Raw genomic sequence first — 18,706 nt, 5'->3', positions numbered from 1 at the left:
ATGCTTCGCTGTAGGCTATATTGCGTGCTTATCTTAACTACCGATTAAGATAGGCTTTTTTTGTTTCCTAAGACGTTACGAAACATGTCGTATCTCCCCTCCGATTAACTCGTTAACTCTCTTTAACCATTCATTACTGGCTTCTTGTAGAAATTTATCTGCATTTTTATTTTTGTAACCATGTAATTGTATGATTTTTTCATCTCTGTACTCTAAGGTGTAATAAGGTTTATCTAACTCAGTAGCCCTCCTAATAAATACTATTGTCGTTTCACCATTGGCATGGCTATTAATATAGCTACTCCCACCGACACACATCTCTAAAGATTTTCCTTCTTCAATTAATTCCTTTGCATCTTTTGGCAATAGAAATTGATAACCTTGAACTCTCATTTCTAATTCTTTTAGCTCTTTCGCTCGTTTAGCAAATTCCTTGCGGACAACTTCCCTTTTCATTGCATTCAACCTAGCTACTGCCTCGTCATGTGCTTTATAGATATCTTTGGGAAGTATGTGACTTTCACTTAATGAAATATTCAAATCTTTTAAGGTGTTAATGTAATCTACATAGTATCTAGCATTCACCTTATGCTTAATTAAATAGTTTTGAAATCTAATTAAAGATAATCCATTAGGAACCTCATCTAATAGTCGACTTGACAAATATTTTTCAGCACCGTCGATTAACTTACTCCCTCTATTCTCTATCTCATTTTTTAATTCCCACGTACTATATTTTCTATCGCTCTTTTTAAAAAATTCTTTATTCCTTTTTAACCAGTTAACAGTTACTTTACGCATATCTAATCTTTGCGCAATAATTTCCGAAGCTAATTCACATGCCCCTATTTTCTGTGCAAATTCGATTAATCGTCGATACTTATAAATATGAGGTAACTCTTCTGGATATTCTTCTTCTAAGTCTAAATATCTTAATTCAGAAATTTCACCTATACGATTTAACCAATTATTTTGATATAAAAGCAGATACTGTGTACTATAGCTGAACATTGTTCCAGTATTCGTTAGACCAAATTCATAATGATCTATATTTCTAAGTCCAATTTTTATATGATTATCATTTGCTAACTGCTCTAGGTTTAACAAGTAGCTTAAAAAAATTTGTTTTCCATTTTCAAATTTTGAAACGATTGTGTAAGTCTGTATTTCAATTCGCTTTTTCGTACAAAGAACAGTCATGAAATTTTCTTTTCTGTCGTAAAAAGTTAGTCTCGATTTTTTAGTTAACCTTTTCTCACGTACGTCATTATGGTTTCTCTCCGAAGCAATAATTTCTTTTTCCTTATTTTTCCATACGTACGTTGGCATTTGTTCATAGCACCAATCAAAGAATGCTTTTGGCGGTTTCAGACAATTTTTAGCATAATCATTCGCATTTTTCATAGAAAATCTAGCAAACTTAATTGCTCTCCTTCCGGTGATTTTGTTTCTTTTTTAGGAACATGGTTTTCTTTTTCGCATTGCTTACTTACTGTTACTGATGGATTCGTTACGCTCATCTTTGGTTGCTTTATTTCAACTTCTTCACTCTTAAAGTAATCTGTCACCCATTGAAAAACATCATCATGGATAATTAGTGCGCACCCTCCAATTGCTTGCTTCATTGCCTGCGAGTAACAATACTGCATTGCCTTTCTAATACCTTTCCCTTTCTTTAGAATCCCCTCTAAAAGCTCATTATCTACTTGTACCTGTTGGCACAACCAATTGTGTATAATATCTTCCGACCTTGGACGTTCCTCACTCATTTCTTCCATCATCTTGGCATGTGCCTTTTCTATTAATTCATTCATTTCAATTCTCCTTTCTTATTGTGTGGTGCTTTCCATAAACTAGAAAGCACCTATCCGATTATTTTCTCGATACGAGTAGTAAGTATTTTGTCCGACAATAATATGGTCTAAAAGCTCGATATTTAACATTTTTCCGCACGATTCAATATTTTCGGTCACAATATCATCTTCCTTGCTTGGATTCGGCTTGTTCGAGGGGTGGTTATGTGCGATTAAAATTCGACAAGCATTTGATAGTAACGCACGTTGAAAGATATCTCTTGGGTGACAAGTAGTATAGTTTAACGTTCCCTTATGGACGATTGAGTAACTGTTAATATTATTCTTGGTATCTAAACATAACAGCACTAAATTTTCTTGTGTGTCATAGCCAATTTCATCTTGCAACCACTTTGCAATTGAATAAGACGAGGTAATCTTTAACGGTGGAAACTCTTCATAAACACGACATTCTTGCTTGATTTTGACGATTTCATAGACTTTTTCCATAAATTCAGCTCATTTCTTTTAAGGTTTTGGGTTTTCAACATACATTTTTTTTAACGTTTTTCTGAGGCGAAAAGGTTTTAAAAAATTTCAATTTTCAGATCGTTAAATTTCGCTCCTTTCTTTGATTAAACTTCGTTCCATTTCTTCCAACTGTTATCCTCGGCGTGCTTATGCCCTACACCTGTAGCAGGCAGAAAAAAAGGGAGTGCTGTAGGGAAAAGTTTTGAGTGATCTTCTCAAAACTTTTCCCGCCCCTTTTTTTCTGAATGCGGAAGGTGTATAAGCAGTGACGCTGAGGGTAACAGTGATTTGGGAAGAAATGGAGCTTAATCAAGACATCGGACGAACGAGCTGAAAATCGCTTTGAAATTTAAGCCCTTGACCTTGAACTTGCCTTTTGGTTTTGATCTTGATCTCTTGTTTTTTACTTATTCTTTTGTCGCTTTTCCTGTTGAGTAATCAATGATTATTCCTGTCTGTATATTTGGTATCAGAACGTTGAAATTTATCTGCTTGTCTTCAATACTCTTCGCTTCTAATTGGATAGCGCGTGGGACTAACTCTGTATCCGCAAAAATAGGTGTTACTCTATAACGTACATGATTATTTGTACTCTTTAAGTATTGCGCAATTTCATTCTCATACTTGACCATGTGAATCTGATTTAATTCTTGTGTGCCAGTAAATAGGTTTTTCCAGTTTGCATTTTCGCCAGTTAGTTGAAATCCGAGTAAGTGCGAGCGATTATAAAGCCAATTACCATCATCTAATTTCTTTTGATTCCAACCAGTCGGATAAATCATTGAGATATCTTCTCTTGGCTCTGAAGGCATCATACTTTTATGTAGCAACGCATCCGCAACTCCTACTCTGTTCAATGAATCTAGATCCGAAAACGTGTGCCAGGGTTCAGTTGATTCCAATTCTTCTAGTGTGAAACTCGCATAATTACCGTTCAAATTTACAATGCTTTTTATCTCGTCAATTTTAATTTCCCCAAGCTCTTTTACCGGTTGGCTATTGGTTTGGATCATAAAAGACTCGATCATGTTTTCTACATCGACATTTATCATCCCACCGCCTATAAATAAACCAATCAAACCAATTAAAGTCGTAAAAAGAATCTTTAATTTCTTCACTTTTTTTCTCCTTTTTTTAATTTTGCTTTAGCAAAGAAGAAGGGAGCGTTAGCGTCCTTCTTCTTTCCATGAAACTAATTAAAATAAAATAAGTTGTTCGGCGTCAGTTGGTGGTGTCCATTCTTCTAGTTTGCCTTCTATCTGAAGCAGTGGTTTTATTTTCTTCTCTTGATCACTGTTTTTTTCAGGAAATAGGTATTTTGGATTGATCATATGAAAGGGTGTATACCAAGTTGAAAATTTTTCTCCTGATAACGAATTTTTTACCTCACATACGGCATTTACGCCAAGCAATGAAAGCTGTACATACGCCATTAACAGACAATTTTCATCGATATCTTCACACCACACACGTAATTGCTGTTGATAGTTATACCCCTTACGTTCCATTGCCTGCGTAAATGCGATTATCATGCTACCTGCGCCACATGCTGGCTCATAATAACCAAGCCATCCCTTTTCTTCGATTAACGGTTCATTTTCCGTTAAAGTTAGTTCGGACATTAGCCTTGAAATCCCATAAGGTGTAAAAAATTGTCCGGAATCTTTGTTGCTAATTTCGAGATCCATATAAATTTCACCGAGCCAATCCGTCACTTTTCGATCAAAAGCTTGTACTAATAAACAGAAACATTTTACAAAAACATCACTCTCCGTTTTCGTGTATTTTCCGATTATCTCGACACATTCAGCTTCTCGGCTATCAAATTGTGTTTTATCTACACTATTTGATACGGTGTATGCCATTAAGTGAACCCAATCAAAGAAAATCGTAGATATATTCTGCTTTCCAGATATATTTTTTAGTCGTTTTGAGATCTCATCTTTATAATTCATATTTTCTCCTTTATTCGGCAACCGCATATGCGGTTGCCGATCTTTCCTTTTTAGTTAAATCATTAATCTTAGAATGGTAAATCATCATCTGAAATATCAATTGCTGCACCTTCAAAGTTTGGATCACTATTATCGTTTTGTTGATTATTTTGGCTACTTTGGCGTTGTTCGTTGACTGTTCTTGGTTCAAGTAATTGGAAAGTTTCGACGACAACCTCAGTTACATAAACACGTTGTTGTTCTTTATTTTCATAACTTCTTGATTGAAGACGTCCAACAATCCCGATTAATGAACCTTTTTTTGCATAATTTGCTAAGGTTTCCGCTGATTTCCCCCAAATGACACATTGGATATAGTCCGCCTCACGCTGTCCTGCCTGGTTCGTAAATCTTCGATTGACTGCTAGTGTAAAACTTGCTACCGCCTTGCCACTTGACGTATAGCGCAAATCAGGGTCTTTTGTTAAACGTCCTACCAAAGTTACATTGTTAATCATAATAAATTCCTCTTTTCTATTTTTTTTGGCTAAAATTTTATAAAAAGTATGATAAAGAATAAAATGAATTGAATCATTGTTCTACTAATCTCATTAACGACGTTACTCATACTCTCCTCTTAGTCTTTTTGCACAAGGAGCGCAAACATAACCTACGCCCCAAGCCCCCCTTGGTAAATAATCAAGTAGTCGGTGGCATTCCTCACAGTCGCCGTAAAAAGTCGCTTCACTCGCAAAATCGATCGATTGTTCTAAGCGTGCCAGGTTGATTTCAATCGTTCTGAATCGTTTCATGCCCCGCCCATCTTCACGATACACTTCGCAATCGACTAATATTGGCGACTCGATATCATTGATACCAATAATATCCCCTTGCCTAATTTCTTCTTCTTGAAAGACAAAAGAATTTTTGCATTTATACTTCTTTCCTTCATTTATCTTCATCTTTTGATGATACGAAAGGGTTATAGAACCCTTTCGTATGTCTCCTTTCCTGATTCTTTAGTTTAGAGTTTGCCGAAGTGACCAATTGTTTCAAGTAAAACAAGCGCGTGTGCTAAATCATAAACACTATTTATAGGGTGTCTGCGGTATCGAATCGAACTTGAACGGTCTTTCATCATTAATGAAATTGATTTATCTTTGAAAAAGGCAACGGCTCTCACGCTCTCTGTTTCAAATATTTGTTCACCGTTATATGTGTCTAGCTGTTCTAAGTGCCGATAAATGGTTTCTGCTTGCTCGTATTTCTCTTCAATCGCTTGTTCTAAGACTTCCTCTTCGTACTCACAAAACACGTACGTATTACAGCCCTCTAAAATCTCACCTTGTACTTTTTCGTCATATCGAATGCTCCCCCACTGTTTTTGGATCTCGTAACGAATCGTTTCCGTTTCTAGCGTTAAATCATGCAATTTTACTCTGATAGAAGTACTTCCGTAGCCCACCATTTCAACCCGAATGCGTAGGTTTTTCGTATTAATTCCTTGCTCTCTCAAACTTCTTTTGATATTATTTGCAGTTATTTCCATGCGAATCTCTCCTTATTTGTCGTTTTTTGTTCCCCAAAGTTCATTTCAGCAAGCGATTTGTGGGAGGCGAAAAGAATTTGATTTTTAAGAATGTCAATGGTACTTTATTTATTCTTTTCCTCTTAGCTTTGTTTGATCTTGGATCATTTCGAGCTGAGCTGATAGCGGTTTGGCGTGCTTGTTCCATACACCTGTAGCAGGCAGAAAAAAGGGGAGTGCTGTAGGGAAAAGTTTTAAGTGAGCTTCTTAAAAGTTTTTCCGCCCCTTTTTTTCTGAATGCGGAAGGTGTATAAGCACTCTCGCCAATCCGATAGCAGCGGCTTCAGATCGACATGAGACAAAACAACAGCGAGAAGGTGAAATAAAGGCCCATCGCCCTGACATTTTTTAAAATCTAAAAAAGATTCCGCATGCGGAATCTTACTTCTTGCGGAAATCATTGCTTGCAATGAGGTTCCGCTTCTCTTATCACTTGAACTTTGATTTGACTCTTTTGACCTTTCCAGGAGAGAATTCATATCTTAGAATGATCACAATATCTGATTCTTAACTACTCATTAATAGGGACTCGTTTGTGTAGCAAAGTGATTGATCCATCCTCTAAAACTTGTTCATAGTAAGTTGTGACACCATATTTGTTTAGATACTTGGTTCTCAATCGTTGATATTCTTTGATTATTTTTGATAAATCTTCAAATCCGCTTGTTTTATTCGATACTGAAACAACATTTTGTGAAGGAGAATCAACGGTGAAACTGGAATCTTCAAACAAAGCTAAAAGATACTTTCTTTCTTCTTCTGTTTGAGGGGAAAATGGTAGTGCCTCATTGAAAACTTCAATCTCCATATCCCTATATAAACAAATATCTACACTGTCATCACTAACATCCTCGTATTTATTTTCATAGAGTGTAAATAGTTTCATTGCTTCATCTCCCACTAATTCTTCACTTCGATCTTCTGTTTCTCCTAATTGTTTTAAACATCTCTCAACCTGTTGAATAAAATCTTTATCCATCATCATTCCTCTTTCTTTTAGATTTTTAAGTAGTAGATATATGGCTTCTTCCGTAGCGGTGGTGGCGGTTGGAGCGAAGGAAGAAATACGTCTAACTAACAAACAAAAAACCAGTATGAATGCCTTAGAGTTAAGGATTCATACTGGTTTTTATGGTATAATAGTAGGTGACAGTAAAGTTTAATGACGGTGGCTATCCAATCGAAAGTGAGGTGGTGCGTATGATCGTACTTCCGAAATCTTATGAAAGGAGACGCCTTTTGCCTGTTGAAACAGCGCTAGCATTAATGATTAGTTTCGGTTCTTTAATCGCAACAATCATTTTTGGTATTCTAGCGATAGTAAACAACGACAAAAAGAAATAGCCGTCACTTTAGCCGAGGACTAGCTATTTCTTTTTAAGATATACAGTTAGCGGTCACCGTTCTTTAAACGGTGCTGTCATAGGGAGAGTTGTTAGCGCAACTCTTCTTTACATATTGATTATACCACGATACTGCTAAAAAAACTACATAAATGCCAAAACCGGAAAGCTTGCTTTCCTTTTTTTGTTGCCCCGTAAACGGTGGTGGCGGTCGGAGTGTCGGGGCAACAAAAAAACTTATCCTTTAAATTAGTTCAACGCTCATTTATAAAATCATTTTCTTCTAACATTTTTTTCAATACTCCATTGAATTCTTTACTCGATACAATATGAAGACGATCAAAAGCAGAAGCATCGATTGATTTCAGCTCTTCGTCTTGTTTCTTGAGCATAAAATATTCTTTAAACATATCTAAGGAGTTATAAATTATATTACTTGGTGTGACATAAATCAATTGCGCATTTCTTTTTTGTGTAAGCAACCGAAGATACTTTGGAAAAATTGCTTTCGTATATCGATTCTGTGATTTAAGTGTTAGCTCAATTTCAAAATGCCAGTTACTAACTTCTGCCATCTGGTTTTCAAATCGTAAAACATAATCTGAAACATGAAACAGTGTTCCTTTTTTTGCTTTAGACATATCTTTTTTCTCGTACATCTGTCTACGTTCCGATTGAGCCAGTATAAACGTTGGCTTTTTCTTTGCCAAGTCCATGGATTCAATGAGATAGTTAGTGACTTCAATATGGTGGTTCAAATTGTATTCAGGAACTTTTGGGAAACTATAAATTCCACCTATCGAGTTATGACCTTTTTTTGTCAGAAAAAAGTAACGTATATTTTGGTCTTCTTGAATAGTTATATAATCAATCATGTCTAATTTTTTCAGTGTAGCTAATCTTCTATATAGTGAAGCCAAGCTATATGGAAATTCTTGATTCATCATCCTGACTATTTGTTTAGCTGTCATGATTCTTAGTTCATGTAATACGTTCAATATTAGCCACTCGGCATTCTCTTTTTTAACCTCGACATGTTTACTATAAAGTAGTTCTCGAATTCTTATCATCCTTTCCTTCAGATTAGACTCCGTCAATTGTTCTCTCTCTCTTTTGGGCTTATGTTCTGTGACAGTCCCTTCAAGATTTGGTGAAGGGGCGCAGGCGCAAGGGGTAGTTGTAAGTCCCCTCTTTCAAAGATTGAAAGAGGGCGGAGGGTGATAGTTTGAGACCCCCATGAATGGGGGGAGGGGGTTGATCCTTTTCATCACTACCATCACCACAACACCACCTAAAGTTTTGCTTTTACATATTCATCAGATAGTCATTAATTTTTAGCGTTTAGTGGGCGCCTTGCCGCATTTGTCACAGGTTTATTTTTTCGGTTCCTGACCATTTACGTTAATAAGTGGGATTTTTCCCACGTTGAACGTAAATGGTCAGGAATTTTGCTTTAGCAAAAAGAAAGAATAAACCTTGGTGTGACAACGTTTTGCGGCAAGGCGCCCACGGACTCCAATTCTCGGTGGATTCTCGCCGGTTTCTCGGTGGATTCACGGTGGATTCTCAAAAAACATTGCTGAAAATCAACGGTTCGCTGCATTTACAACGTAGACACGACTCGCTTGTTCTCGAATACTTTTCGATTTTCGATAGACAATGAACTCTCCTTGTCGAACGTCTCGTAACTCATCTGGATGGACAATGAAGTTGCGAACATTACGAACCGTTCCTCTAGAAGATATCCAATCGGTCTTCTCTAAATCACTATAACCATATTCTTGTTCCACCATCGACGTCTTTTCAATATCATTATAGGTCCCGATCAATGACGTCCACGTATCGATTTCTTCTCCTGAATTGACTTGCCCAATGAAGTAGGTATTACAGTTTCCTATAAGCTGGCGTGTAAGGATTGGATCGATTCGATCAATATCTGCTAACATCTGTGGACTAAAAATTGTGTGTAGTCCAGCACCTCTTCCTTTGTTCACTGCATCTAAAAAGGAGTCGTTCAAATAAACTGAAGGCTCGTCACAGATCAATAAAAAGGGTTCAAAATTACTATAGATATAGTTTTCAGAAGCTAAATAGTTCACTTCTGTGACGAAAAATTGTGCGAGCGTTTTAATGTAATCTTTGTATACCAGACCATTCAAAGTCAGGAACATGACCTCATTATTTTTACTGTCTTTCAACAAATCCAACTCTTCTACACCTTTTTCTGACGTGTCAAATAAGTGTCCTAGTTCACTGTCAATCAACATATTGACGTTTGTCTGTAGTGCTTCTGACGTTGCGTAAAGATAAAAGGGATTGTCTTTATGTTCATAGCGCATGAACAACTTTTTAAACATTTCTTTTTGTTTTTCAGGAAGAAGATACCGAAATCGACGGATAAGATAATACAAATCTTCTAACGGCAAGTGTTCCGGATTGATTTCAATTAGCGTTTCTCCGACAGGTTCGATAGTTGTTTCTGCATCAACATCTAATTCTTCTAACCGATTTTTCTTCCGTTGCTCCTCGTCATTCTCACTGTCTTTAGTCTCTTTTTTCTTCGTTGATTTTTTCTTTTTCTTCTCTTCCTTTTCTTCTACCGCCATAAAAAGAAGGTCTTCTTTGATTGCCAATTGGACGTTCAAAAACTGCATCAAAACATTTCTTGGTAAGAAATGTTCCGATAATTGGTGCAACGTTCGATCGATTTCAAACAGGTCCAAAAACTGAACGGTGGCTTGAATAAGCGACTTAGCTGCCCCTGAATAAAAGACACTCTCCGTTTCCGCAAGTGTGATTAGTCGATCACGAACCATGACACTGTTACCATGTTTGATCGGATTGTAGCGAACATTATTCGTATCACTAAAGACTTTGACCTGCTTGTCATACTTCTTTGCGATCGTTTGGATTGACTCTAACGTATCTTTTGCGCCTTTCCCATCGATGTAAAGTACCGGAATATTATGCGCAATCGCATAGTCCACAAAGATCATATTCAAGGTTGTTTTCCCGCTTCCGGTCGTTCCGCTGAAGGTCGCATGTTGGTTGAGTTCAGAAAAATCCATGGTCATTCGATGACCAAATTCATCTACACCCACCAATAAATCTCCTGAATGGTTCGCATCTATTTTCTTCTTTCTTCGCTCTCTATGACTATTATTTTCTTCATTTTCTAGTTCTTTGAGCTGTTCCTGTTCTTCCTTAAATCGACGTTGCTCCTCTTTTGCCACTTCAAATTTCCGCTCTTTTCGCTCTTGGTATTCTCTACTATTTCGAAGTTTAGTAAATTCTTCGTCCATCGAACGAACACTTCGTTTACTGACAAATCCCACGACGACACATAAAAAAGCGCATTGTGTGAGTCCACCAAGTAATAGAACCACAAAACTGCCCAATGTAAATGGCAGTTTTGTTGGCAAGAAATTAAGTGGAAATAAATTGTAACAGCTAAGATACGCACGTGGATTTAGTGCGAGTGCCAACAGTAAATTGAGTACAAAACTACTCCCATAGATCAGAGAAGACACCTTTAAGAAACGTTCAAAAAATGGCACATACTCACGTCTACCTAAGTGTTGTTTCTTCTCTTTCCAGCTCATCCAATACAATCCACCAAAAGGAATTAGCCCCACGAATGTGAACGGATAGAAGAGTAATAAGACACCAGTAAGAACCAGTGTTAACTGACTAAGCTTTCCATTTGGTTCTTGGGAGCCACCACCAGTAGGTGCAGAATTATTGGAAAAAGTCGCATCAAATACTCCTTGATTCCATATACTCATTTCATCTATTTCCTCCTTGGTTGACGAACTTCTTGTTTATTTTCCTTCGTTGCTTCAGTTACTTTCGCTTGTCTTTTCGATTTCTTTGTCGACTTCGGTTGAGTAGAGTTCCCTCGTTTTGACACGTTGGTTTTCTTCACTTGCTTCACCGATTGTGTCGTTTGTTCACTTGGACGCGTGGCTTTACTAGCACCTGATTCATTACTTGATGATAAGTTTCCTTGGTTATTCTTGTTCGTTAGTTCAGTCCGAGAACCTGACTGGTTCCCTCGTTCGCTTCGTTTCTTACTTGCCCCAGAAGAGACCGACTGAACCGTCTGTGCCGTTTCCCCTTGGGATTTAGCAGTAGAATCCGATAAGATTTCACCTGTTGAAGGGTCAATTTGTCGATCACCTACAGAAACAGACGCTCCATTTTGCTTGTTTTTTTCCAAAGAATCCGCTTGATTTTGTCGTTGTTTTCGTTGCTCAGACAGTGGTTTTTTCACTGAATTAACAGACGGACGATTGACCTTTGCCCCCTTAGAATTCAAATCCTGTTCATCGGCGACTGATTGATTGCTTGGTTCTGACCGCTTCGTTCGTTTTTCTGACTCTTCCTGTCCACGAGGTGGTTTCTTCAACTCTTGGTTAGAAGCTTCTGGTTCAATGCTCGCCGATTGATTCGTTGGATCACTTTTTATCGTACGTTTGGTTCGTTTGTCACTCATTGGAGCGGTGTTTTTATTCCCAGCCTTTAGTGAGTGATCCTTGTCTTCGCTAGACTGATCTTCTGGTTTTTCTTTCCTAGTCGCACGGATCGAGTTCTTGTCCGTAAGTCCATTTTTCGCTTGATTTAAATCCTTGTCTTCCTTCTCGTTCTTCGTTTCTCCATTTTCTTTTACATTTTTGTCGCCTTGGTTTCCATCTAGTTTCTGATTCCGGTCATTTCTACGAGAACTTTTTAGGTTGTTACTTCCTTTTACTTTGTTTAAATCATTTTTAGAAGAACCATTACCTTCTTCTTCTTGTTGTTTCTTTTTATACCGTTCCTGTGCAGCTTTACGTTGATTTTGAAGAGCTGCTCGCTGTTGTGCTTTCTCATGCGAAGCTTGACGATTGGCTTGAATTGGATGACGTAAAGCCATACTCATTCGCGTAAGCTTGCTTGCATAAGGACCAGGAGTAAAGACAACCGCTAAGAATCGCCGAAAAACAAAGAGGAAGGGAGGAGCGACAATCCAAGCAATAAACACGATCACTCGATCCAAGGGATCATTGCTATGGGTATTCATCACACTATAGGCTAATGTGACGTAACTCATGAAAATGACCATTAATAAGCTGATACCACCCTTAATAAACATGATCGTTCCTAGTCCTTTAAAATAACTCCCTAAGATATCTTTTCCGTTGACGATCATCGAAAACAGTAACGCAATCGGTAGAAAGACCGGAATCGCAATCAATAAGAACTGAAAGGCGACGCGCACGATTCCTAATGACACGTAGATCACAAACTGTAAGAGATTGGTTAAGGTGTATAAAAAGGCGAGTGTTGCCCAACGATTCGCATTGGTGTAGATAGGGTTTGTATTTCCAAGCTCATCTACCTCATAGTCTGTAATGTCTTCTACAAACGAAACTTGCGCTTCTGAAGCCGAATCATTATCCAATAGCGCCCCAATACGATCAAACGTTTTACCGTTGTATTCAATACTTTTTTCTCTGATTTCCGTTTCATTTGCGGTTCCGTATTGCATATAGAGATAGGGAATATAGACATTATTGTAAAAGACTTCCGCTGCGAGCCGATTCGCCAAACTATCTATATCTTCTCCGCCTGATTCACCCGCATTTTGACCTGGAACAAATTTTGTTTGTCCTTCCGGCTTAAAATTTGGATTCACACCAGCTAATGCTTTTTCTAGTTGGTGATCGATAGAAATCACGGCATCAAAGAAAACATCATTGCCTTTTGGATCACTGAAAAAAGCGAAAGAAGTCATTGTTAAAATCGCCAAAAGGAAAACTTTGACAGAATCCATTATTCGACCACTCATGGCGTATTTAATCACCATAAATAATGCCACCATGACAATACCAAAGGTAGTAGCGACATTGCTTAATGAATCCGCAAGATCTAATGATAGTTCTTGAAAGGGGGCTTTGATTTGTGTCGCTAAATCTAATGAGAACAGCCCTTTCACCATTCGGGCGTTAAAGCGACCGGTAGCTGAAGCTGCCGACCATATCCAATTTTTGATCATGGAATCGAGATTCTGACGAAATTCATTGATTTTATTTAAACTTTTGAACTCTTTATTCATTAATGAAAAAGAGTTATCTTCATAACGTCGATAGATTTCATCTTTATCATCGGTACCAGGTTCATTTATAACAGGGAAGCCCTTTTCCTCACTAATAGCCACGTACATGACATCTTCTCTCGCTTCTACTTGTAAGGGACTTGAGCCACTAATACCGAGTAAAGTCACGAGTAAAAAGACCATGTAACAGCACTTTTTCTTCATTCATCTTCTCCTTTCTCTTAAAAATGACTATCCTGTTCCAACGCTAATGCGCGTTGCGTTCCTTCATCTGAGGTATCCGTCGTTTTGATCGCTTCCATCCACTCGGCAAACAATACATCAATGGCAATGGCTTGATTTCTTCCCATATGATCTTGAAAAAGGCATGTTCCTTGAACAAGAGAATGAATTAATTCCTTGTTTTTCTGATTGAGCTGCATTCCGAAAAAGGACAACACTTTTTTCTGTTGTTCCTCGTCATTGGGACGAAAAGCAAACTTATAAGAAATCAGCTCTTTCATGGATTCATTATCCGTATCAGAAAAAGCTTGCATGAGTATCGTCATATCCGTATTATTCGCTCGCCCTTTACGTAGATTGTCTTCAGCGAGATATTTCCCACGTGGCGTATCCATAAACCCTTTGGCTTCATCGATAATGACACTAGCGTCTTCGTCTTTGTTCGTCGAAAATACTTGAACAAGGTGCATAATGACATCCATGACGGCTTCACTAGCTAGTTTTTCAGGGGATAGTTCGCCCAATTCTTTTTCTTCTTTCGTCGGCATGGTCAACCCTTGGATACCTAAAACATTCACCTGTGAACGAAAGTCGATCGCTTGGCTATGCTCATTTCCAATAATCACTTTTCCAATACCTTCTTTATAGCTTTCTAGCACGGTTCCTAAATCGTTGTCTTGTTGTTTGATTCGGGCAATGACCGCACTTAAATGAGCCTTTTCTTCTGATTCCACCACTTGATCCACTGCATCGATAATGATCCGTTTTAATCCTCTTGCCTTACTTGGATCTTGGTTGATCTCACCCATCTGAAAAAGTACTTGTCGCGCTTCTTTTTTTCCCTCTTCTCCTGGTAAAAAGAGTAGAGGATCTAAAATCCCTTGGTACTTGGGATCAGTGGACAAGGTAATAAAATGAATGTTGGTACACAGTTGAACAAACTCTGGATAATGGGCATATTGTTCTTTCGCTTTCGTCACAAATTTAACCATTTCGTTTTTGGGATCAATGTATAACGTTTTTTGCCCAAAGAACATGAGCCAAAAGAATATCAATTTCACAAGCATGGATTTCCCCTGACCAGGTGGACCTGTAACTACTGTATTCCCATTGGCATGTATACTGCCCTCGACATTTTTTTTGGTTAAATGTGGCGAAAAGAACACCAAATTACTAGAAAATTGAATCGCTTCTTTCACGTTTTTAAATTCCTTTTGTGTAATGATTCGTCCTAATGGCAGCCCATAATGATTCCCTACGCTTCGGTAAAGATCTAAACCAAAGTCCATGACATAGCCTGTCGTTACGTGTTGTTCGTAATCAAAAAACGTATAGGGAGTGGCTAATTGGCTTTGATAGAAGTATGTTAGTTGATCGGCGATTGGACGATATAACTTGTAGTCCGTCCCTTTCAAAACCAGCTGTAAATGATTGATACGCTGTTCTAATTCCTCCAATGATCCTGCGGATACGACAAACCAAAAAGAGAGATCGACTTTTCGTCGATTCTCTCTTTTTAAGTCTCGATTCAACTGTTTGAGCCGTTGATCCCCAATCAAAATCACTTCATCATCGTCTAGTTCTGCATCGGCAAAATCATGGTCTTCCATTTGTTCCTTGATTCGTTTAAACATTTTCCGCACATGACTTTTATCCTTTTCTTTAGGCTGAAATCTCAAACGTATCTGTGTTTCTATCGGAAAGTAACAACTCGTTTGTACCTCATGGACAAATCCACTCCCAAGTAAAGAACTAGGAAATTCAACGAGTGGTAAATGCGCAATGTAATGGGTTTGATCCATTTGTTGAATCGTCAAATACCCTTTCTCGTGCATGGTGACGATTCCCTCGTTGATTTCTGGTTCAGTAAAATCCTTTGGAATGACCGCGGCGTTTCGATGATAAAAGTAATATTGGATACGTTTTAGTTCTTCTTCTTTTGCTCGTCGTATCCGCTTGGTATGTGAAAGGTCCTCATACAATTCTTCTTCTTTATCGATATAGACTTTAGGATTCACTTGTGTCTGTGCCGGTTGACCAGTAAGCGTTTCTCTCACTCGTTTACCGAACGATTCTTTAAACAGTGTGATAAATTCAATTGGGGTCACAGGAATGGCTTGTTTTGTTAATTTCACGAGTAGCACAGTAGTATAACGCGAAATTTTTACTTCTTGGTTTAAAATACTATACGCTTCATCATAGTAGTAGTCGCCTACTTCTTTTAATTCACCACGAACTAATTCGTTTTTTGTCGTCTCCATATGTTTCTTTAACGAAAACCTTGTCGGAACATTCATGTATTGATACTCGTATTCATCGTGAGAAAACAGCTCTTTCCCCTTAGTGACAAACGGCTTGAAAAAGTCAAAATCATTTAATGGAAAATAGGTTTTATCTAAGATATAGGCTACCCAGACATGGCCATCTTTCATAAAAAGAAAATTACGATACCAGCTATCATAAGGATTCTCTGCATACTTTACTTGGGTCTCCATTGTAAGACACGTCCTTTTTTCTTTTGATCATTGAATGAAATCGGGGTATTCATGAAACAGACCTTATGGGTATGTTCCGTTTGGATTCCTTTATGCTTACTGGCAGTATAACGTCCACTCACAAACCGGAAAAACCCTTTCTTATCCCAGGACAAGCTAAATAAAATCCATAAAGCAACCACGAATAAGAAGATAATAATGATCCACGACTGGCGAAAGAGATTACTTAAAAAAGTAATCCCTAACACCGCCGATAAAAGCCACGCGGCAAGCACCGCGCCTATAATCGAAGCAACACCGACTATAAATGATAGTTTTAGCCCTTCGGGGAAAAACCGGCTCACATTTATTGGTCCTAGATTATAAATTTTATGCGGCTGTTTCCATTCTCTTGTATAGTTATATTCCATGAAAATACCTCAACGTAACCAAATTGGAAGAACCATTGAAGCAGTAGGATCAAAGAATAAGTCTTTAATCCAAGTTCCAATATCCCAAGCGTTATCTAAGACCATAATTAAGGCAATCAAAACAATCACACCTAAAATCGACATGATCGCACGTCCGACACCCTGTGTTAAAAATGCCCCAATCGCCATCACAATTGCCACCAAAGCCAAAATAAACACTAACTGTGGCGCGAATTCACTAAAAAAATCACTAAAATTAAACATATTTCTTCCTCCTATAACATTTCATTGTTTTTTTAAAAAGGTTCTAGCTCTTCCACAAAATAAGAACTATCTGCCCCGCTGATCTTTAAACGTGCCGTAGACGTATAGAATACGCCTTCTGAGAAGGAGAATTCATACGTCACTTCTGCAATATAGTGTTCCTGTTTTTTCACTAAATTCAACACGTCAATTTTTCTGACCTCATCTGCTTCAATTCCAGAAACATGACTGATCAGTTTTAAATTTCCATCGTTTTTAACATAGAGACCTAAAAAGTCTTCAATAAAAGAGACAATCCGCTCCGTTTCCACTTCATCGACTAGCTCGCCTTCTGTCAGGAATTCATTGACTTTCCCTTTGACCGTGTTGCCTGCTTCATTATGTGGTAGTTGACGACTGAGAAAACTAGGTGGGTGAAGTAACTTAACTTCTCCATTAGCAACATGCGTAATCAATGAGACTCTAACGGAATGTATCTGATCGTTTTCTTTAAAATCCACGTCATAAATGGTTTCAAATACACGACCATCATCTTCTTCCTTTTCTGCTTGGGTGATTGCTTGAATAAAAAGAACTTCGCGTGTTGTCCCATTTGAAAATTGAAGCAAGTCATTCGTTGAGACTCCTTGTGCCAAATATTCTTGTAACTTCTCCTCCATATCTTGACGAGACATTCCGTCTTCCACTGTAAAGTAAGTGGTCAAAAACTCTTGTCCGATATAGCGGCTCCAGTCTCCCTCCTGAGAAGATTTCAACGCAATATTTGCGACTTCTCGTGCCTCTTTCACACCAGAAGAAGCAATTTGACTGAGTTGATTCATTCGACTAAACGTTAGAAACGAGACGACGCACATCGTTAAAAAAGTAAAGTAGAAAAAGTAAGTCAGCCATTGTCCAACCGTTCTCGGATGAAATCGAACACTTGAATTTTTCGTTGGCTTTTCCTTTTTCTCTTTCTTTTTTTTCTTCTTAGATTTCTCTTTTTTCTTAGGCGTAGGCTCTTCTTTCGCTTTCGAAGTCTTGCCGGTGGACTCCTGGAGGGCGCCTGGATCAAAAAAATCAGATTCACGCATCCAAAATCCCATACCTTTCTTTAAGACTCTTAGGAATCGCTTCGGCAATGACCACCTGATCCACGAGTAAACCAGCGCCAGATAAAAACTCTTTGACTAATGGCCACTGTGATTTTTTTAATCCTAATTTTTCTTCCAATGGTTCAAAAAACAACTTGCTTCCTAACCGTAATTCTTTGTTATGAATTTGCCATAGAACATAAATAATCGTCTGCTCTTTCGTTTCGTACCGCTCAAAATTTTGAGCGTAACTTTTCTTTTTTTGTACCATTTGATTGTTTGTCATAGACTGTTCGACTTGTGTCATTCTTTTGTCCTCCGCTAATTCGAATAAAATTGACTGTTTTTTGGATCTTCTTCATAAGTTAAATCATAAGCGAACCAGGTATCACCCTGTTTTCGATAATGAATAGTGACTAGCAACACTTGATTGGTAATTTTATGGGCATGTTCCCCTGTTTCATGATCGTGATTATGATCTGAATCATACCGCACATGAACGCGTGTCAATACCTCCTGATTTTCTGCATTGATTTCTCTAAAATAACTTGTTTCTTCCACAATTTCAGAAGATAGCTCTTGATATACTGGCACGCCATCGGTAACACCTAGGTCTGAATACCGATCTTCCGAATAAGCGAATGCCTTGATTTGTTCACGTTGTTTATCTAACGATTCATATGAAAAAGCCGCTTCTAGAAATGCCTGATGTACGTCTTGTAAGGCTTTGTCTTGCCATTCGTTAGTATCTTTTTCCTTCTTGTTACTCGACTGAGTCGACGCTTCTTCCGTTGACTGTTGCGAAACGATTGTAGCTGGTAGTTCTGTTTGCCCTGTTTCTTGCGGGTCCTCATTCGTGGAACGATGTGTCACTAAAAAGAACCCTGTACCAACTAATAAGACACACGCACCAACTATTAAGACTTTTTTCATTGGTATCATTGGTTTCCTCCTTTTCT

General features: G+C 38.0%; 19 protein-coding genes. 1 reads left to right on the top strand and 18 read right to left on the bottom strand.

Features of this window, described 5'->3' with window-relative positions; translation table 11 throughout:
- Positions 1-75 precede the first annotated feature (75 nt).
- The 9 genes from IGK01_RS14240 to IGK01_RS14200 all read right to left on the bottom strand — a co-directional run bounded on the left by IGK01_RS14240 (position 76) and on the right by IGK01_RS14200 (position 6,825).
- Positions 76-1,404, bottom strand: coding sequence for a PcfJ domain-containing protein (locus IGK01_RS14240; protein WP_347082652.1), 1,329 nt, complete (start codon positions 1,402-1,404; stop codon positions 76-78).
- Positions 1,401-1,814, bottom strand: a complete 414-nt coding sequence (locus IGK01_RS14235) for a Cas9 inhibitor AcrIIA9 family protein (RefSeq protein ID WP_438840884.1) — start codon at positions 1,812-1,814, stop codon at positions 1,401-1,403. The genes IGK01_RS14240 and IGK01_RS14235 overlap by 4 nt, the downstream gene beginning before the upstream one ends.
- Before the next feature lie 39 nt (positions 1,815-1,853).
- Positions 1,854-2,303, bottom strand: a complete 450-nt coding sequence (locus IGK01_RS14230; protein ID WP_010736452.1) for a JAB domain-containing protein — start codon at positions 2,301-2,303, stop codon at positions 1,854-1,856.
- 428 nt (positions 2,304-2,731) lie between these two features.
- On the bottom strand, positions 2,732-3,442 hold the full coding sequence (locus tag IGK01_RS14225; protein ID WP_271523577.1) for a DNA/RNA non-specific endonuclease: 711 nt from the start codon (positions 3,440-3,442) through the stop codon (positions 2,732-2,734).
- Between the two features lie 78 nt (positions 3,443-3,520).
- Complete coding sequence (locus IGK01_RS14220; protein ID WP_438840883.1) at positions 3,521-4,279, bottom strand: N-6 DNA methylase; 759 nt, start codon at positions 4,277-4,279, stop codon at positions 3,521-3,523.
- A gap of 68 nt (positions 4,280-4,347) precedes the next feature.
- Entirely contained in the window at positions 4,348-4,776 is a 429-nt protein-coding gene (ssb, locus tag IGK01_RS14215; RefSeq protein WP_438840882.1) for a single-stranded DNA-binding protein, read from the bottom strand.
- 102 nt (positions 4,777-4,878) lie between these two features.
- Entirely contained in the window at positions 4,879-5,220 is a 342-nt protein-coding gene (locus IGK01_RS14210; RefSeq protein WP_438840881.1) for a hypothetical protein, read from the bottom strand.
- Positions 5,221-5,282: 62 nt separating this feature from the next.
- The gene (locus IGK01_RS14205; RefSeq protein WP_438840880.1) at positions 5,283-5,807 is read right to left on the bottom strand and encodes a hypothetical protein; all 525 of its coding nucleotides are present in this window, start codon (positions 5,805-5,807) and stop codon (positions 5,283-5,285) included.
- Positions 5,808-6,357: 550 nt separating this feature from the next.
- Positions 6,358-6,825, bottom strand: a complete 468-nt coding sequence (locus IGK01_RS14200) for a hypothetical protein (protein WP_438840879.1) — start codon at positions 6,823-6,825, stop codon at positions 6,358-6,360.
- A gap of 221 nt (positions 6,826-7,046) precedes the next feature.
- Between IGK01_RS14200 and IGK01_RS14195 the strand changes: the two genes are divergently transcribed.
- Positions 7,047-7,190 (top strand): competence inhibitor ComI, encoded by a 144-nt coding sequence (locus IGK01_RS14195; protein WP_066026087.1) that lies wholly within the window; start codon positions 7,047-7,049, stop codon positions 7,188-7,190.
- 253 nt (positions 7,191-7,443) lie between these two features.
- Here IGK01_RS14195 and IGK01_RS14190 read toward each other — a convergent pair whose 3' ends face one another.
- The 9 genes from IGK01_RS14190 to IGK01_RS14150 all read right to left on the bottom strand — a co-directional run bounded on the left by IGK01_RS14190 (position 7,444) and on the right by IGK01_RS14150 (position 18,689).
- Positions 7,444-8,160 carry a hypothetical protein gene (locus IGK01_RS14190; RefSeq protein ID WP_438840878.1) on the bottom strand — a complete coding sequence of 239 codons (717 nt, stop codon included), beginning with the start codon at positions 8,158-8,160 and terminating at the stop codon, positions 7,444-7,446.
- Between the two features lie 615 nt (positions 8,161-8,775).
- The gene (locus IGK01_RS14185; protein ID WP_438840877.1) at positions 8,776-10,974 is read right to left on the bottom strand and encodes a TraM recognition domain-containing protein; all 2,199 of its coding nucleotides are present in this window, start codon (positions 10,972-10,974) and stop codon (positions 8,776-8,778) included.
- A 5-nt stretch (positions 10,975-10,979) separates the two neighbouring features.
- Positions 10,980-13,487 (bottom strand): hypothetical protein, encoded by a 2,508-nt coding sequence (locus IGK01_RS14180; protein ID WP_438840876.1) that lies wholly within the window; start codon positions 13,485-13,487, stop codon positions 10,980-10,982.
- A 17-nt stretch (positions 13,488-13,504) separates the two neighbouring features.
- Positions 13,505-16,000 carry an ATP-binding protein gene (locus tag IGK01_RS14175; RefSeq protein ID WP_438840875.1) on the bottom strand — a complete coding sequence of 832 codons (2,496 nt, stop codon included), beginning with the start codon at positions 15,998-16,000 and terminating at the stop codon, positions 13,505-13,507.
- Entirely contained in the window at positions 15,985-16,410 is a 426-nt protein-coding gene (locus IGK01_RS14170; protein WP_438840874.1) for a TcpE family conjugal transfer membrane protein, read from the bottom strand. Before IGK01_RS14170 ends, IGK01_RS14175 begins: the two co-directional genes overlap by 16 nt.
- A 9-nt stretch (positions 16,411-16,419) precedes the next feature.
- Complete coding sequence (locus IGK01_RS14165) at positions 16,420-16,674, bottom strand: hypothetical protein (protein ID WP_438840873.1); 255 nt, start codon at positions 16,672-16,674, stop codon at positions 16,420-16,422.
- Positions 16,675-16,706: 32 nt separating this feature from the next.
- Entirely contained in the window at positions 16,707-17,747 is a 1,041-nt protein-coding gene (locus IGK01_RS14160; RefSeq protein WP_438840872.1) for a conjugal transfer protein, read from the bottom strand.
- Positions 17,740-18,054 carry a hypothetical protein gene (locus IGK01_RS14155; protein WP_438840871.1) on the bottom strand — a complete coding sequence of 105 codons (315 nt, stop codon included), beginning with the start codon at positions 18,052-18,054 and terminating at the stop codon, positions 17,740-17,742. Before IGK01_RS14155 ends, IGK01_RS14160 begins: the two co-directional genes overlap by 8 nt.
- Positions 18,055-18,068: 14 nt before the next feature.
- Positions 18,069-18,689: a hypothetical protein gene (locus IGK01_RS14150; RefSeq protein WP_438840870.1), complete on the bottom strand. Its 621-nt coding sequence runs from the start codon at positions 18,687-18,689 to the stop codon at positions 18,069-18,071.
- Positions 18,690-18,706: the final 17 nt, after the last annotated feature.

It is taken from the genome of Enterococcus sp. AZ080 (assembly GCF_051714945.1).
Taxonomy (GTDB): Bacteria; Bacillota; Bacilli; order Lactobacillales; family Enterococcaceae; genus Enterococcus_B; species Enterococcus_B pernyi.
This window is presented reverse-complemented; position numbering and strand designations above follow the sequence as displayed.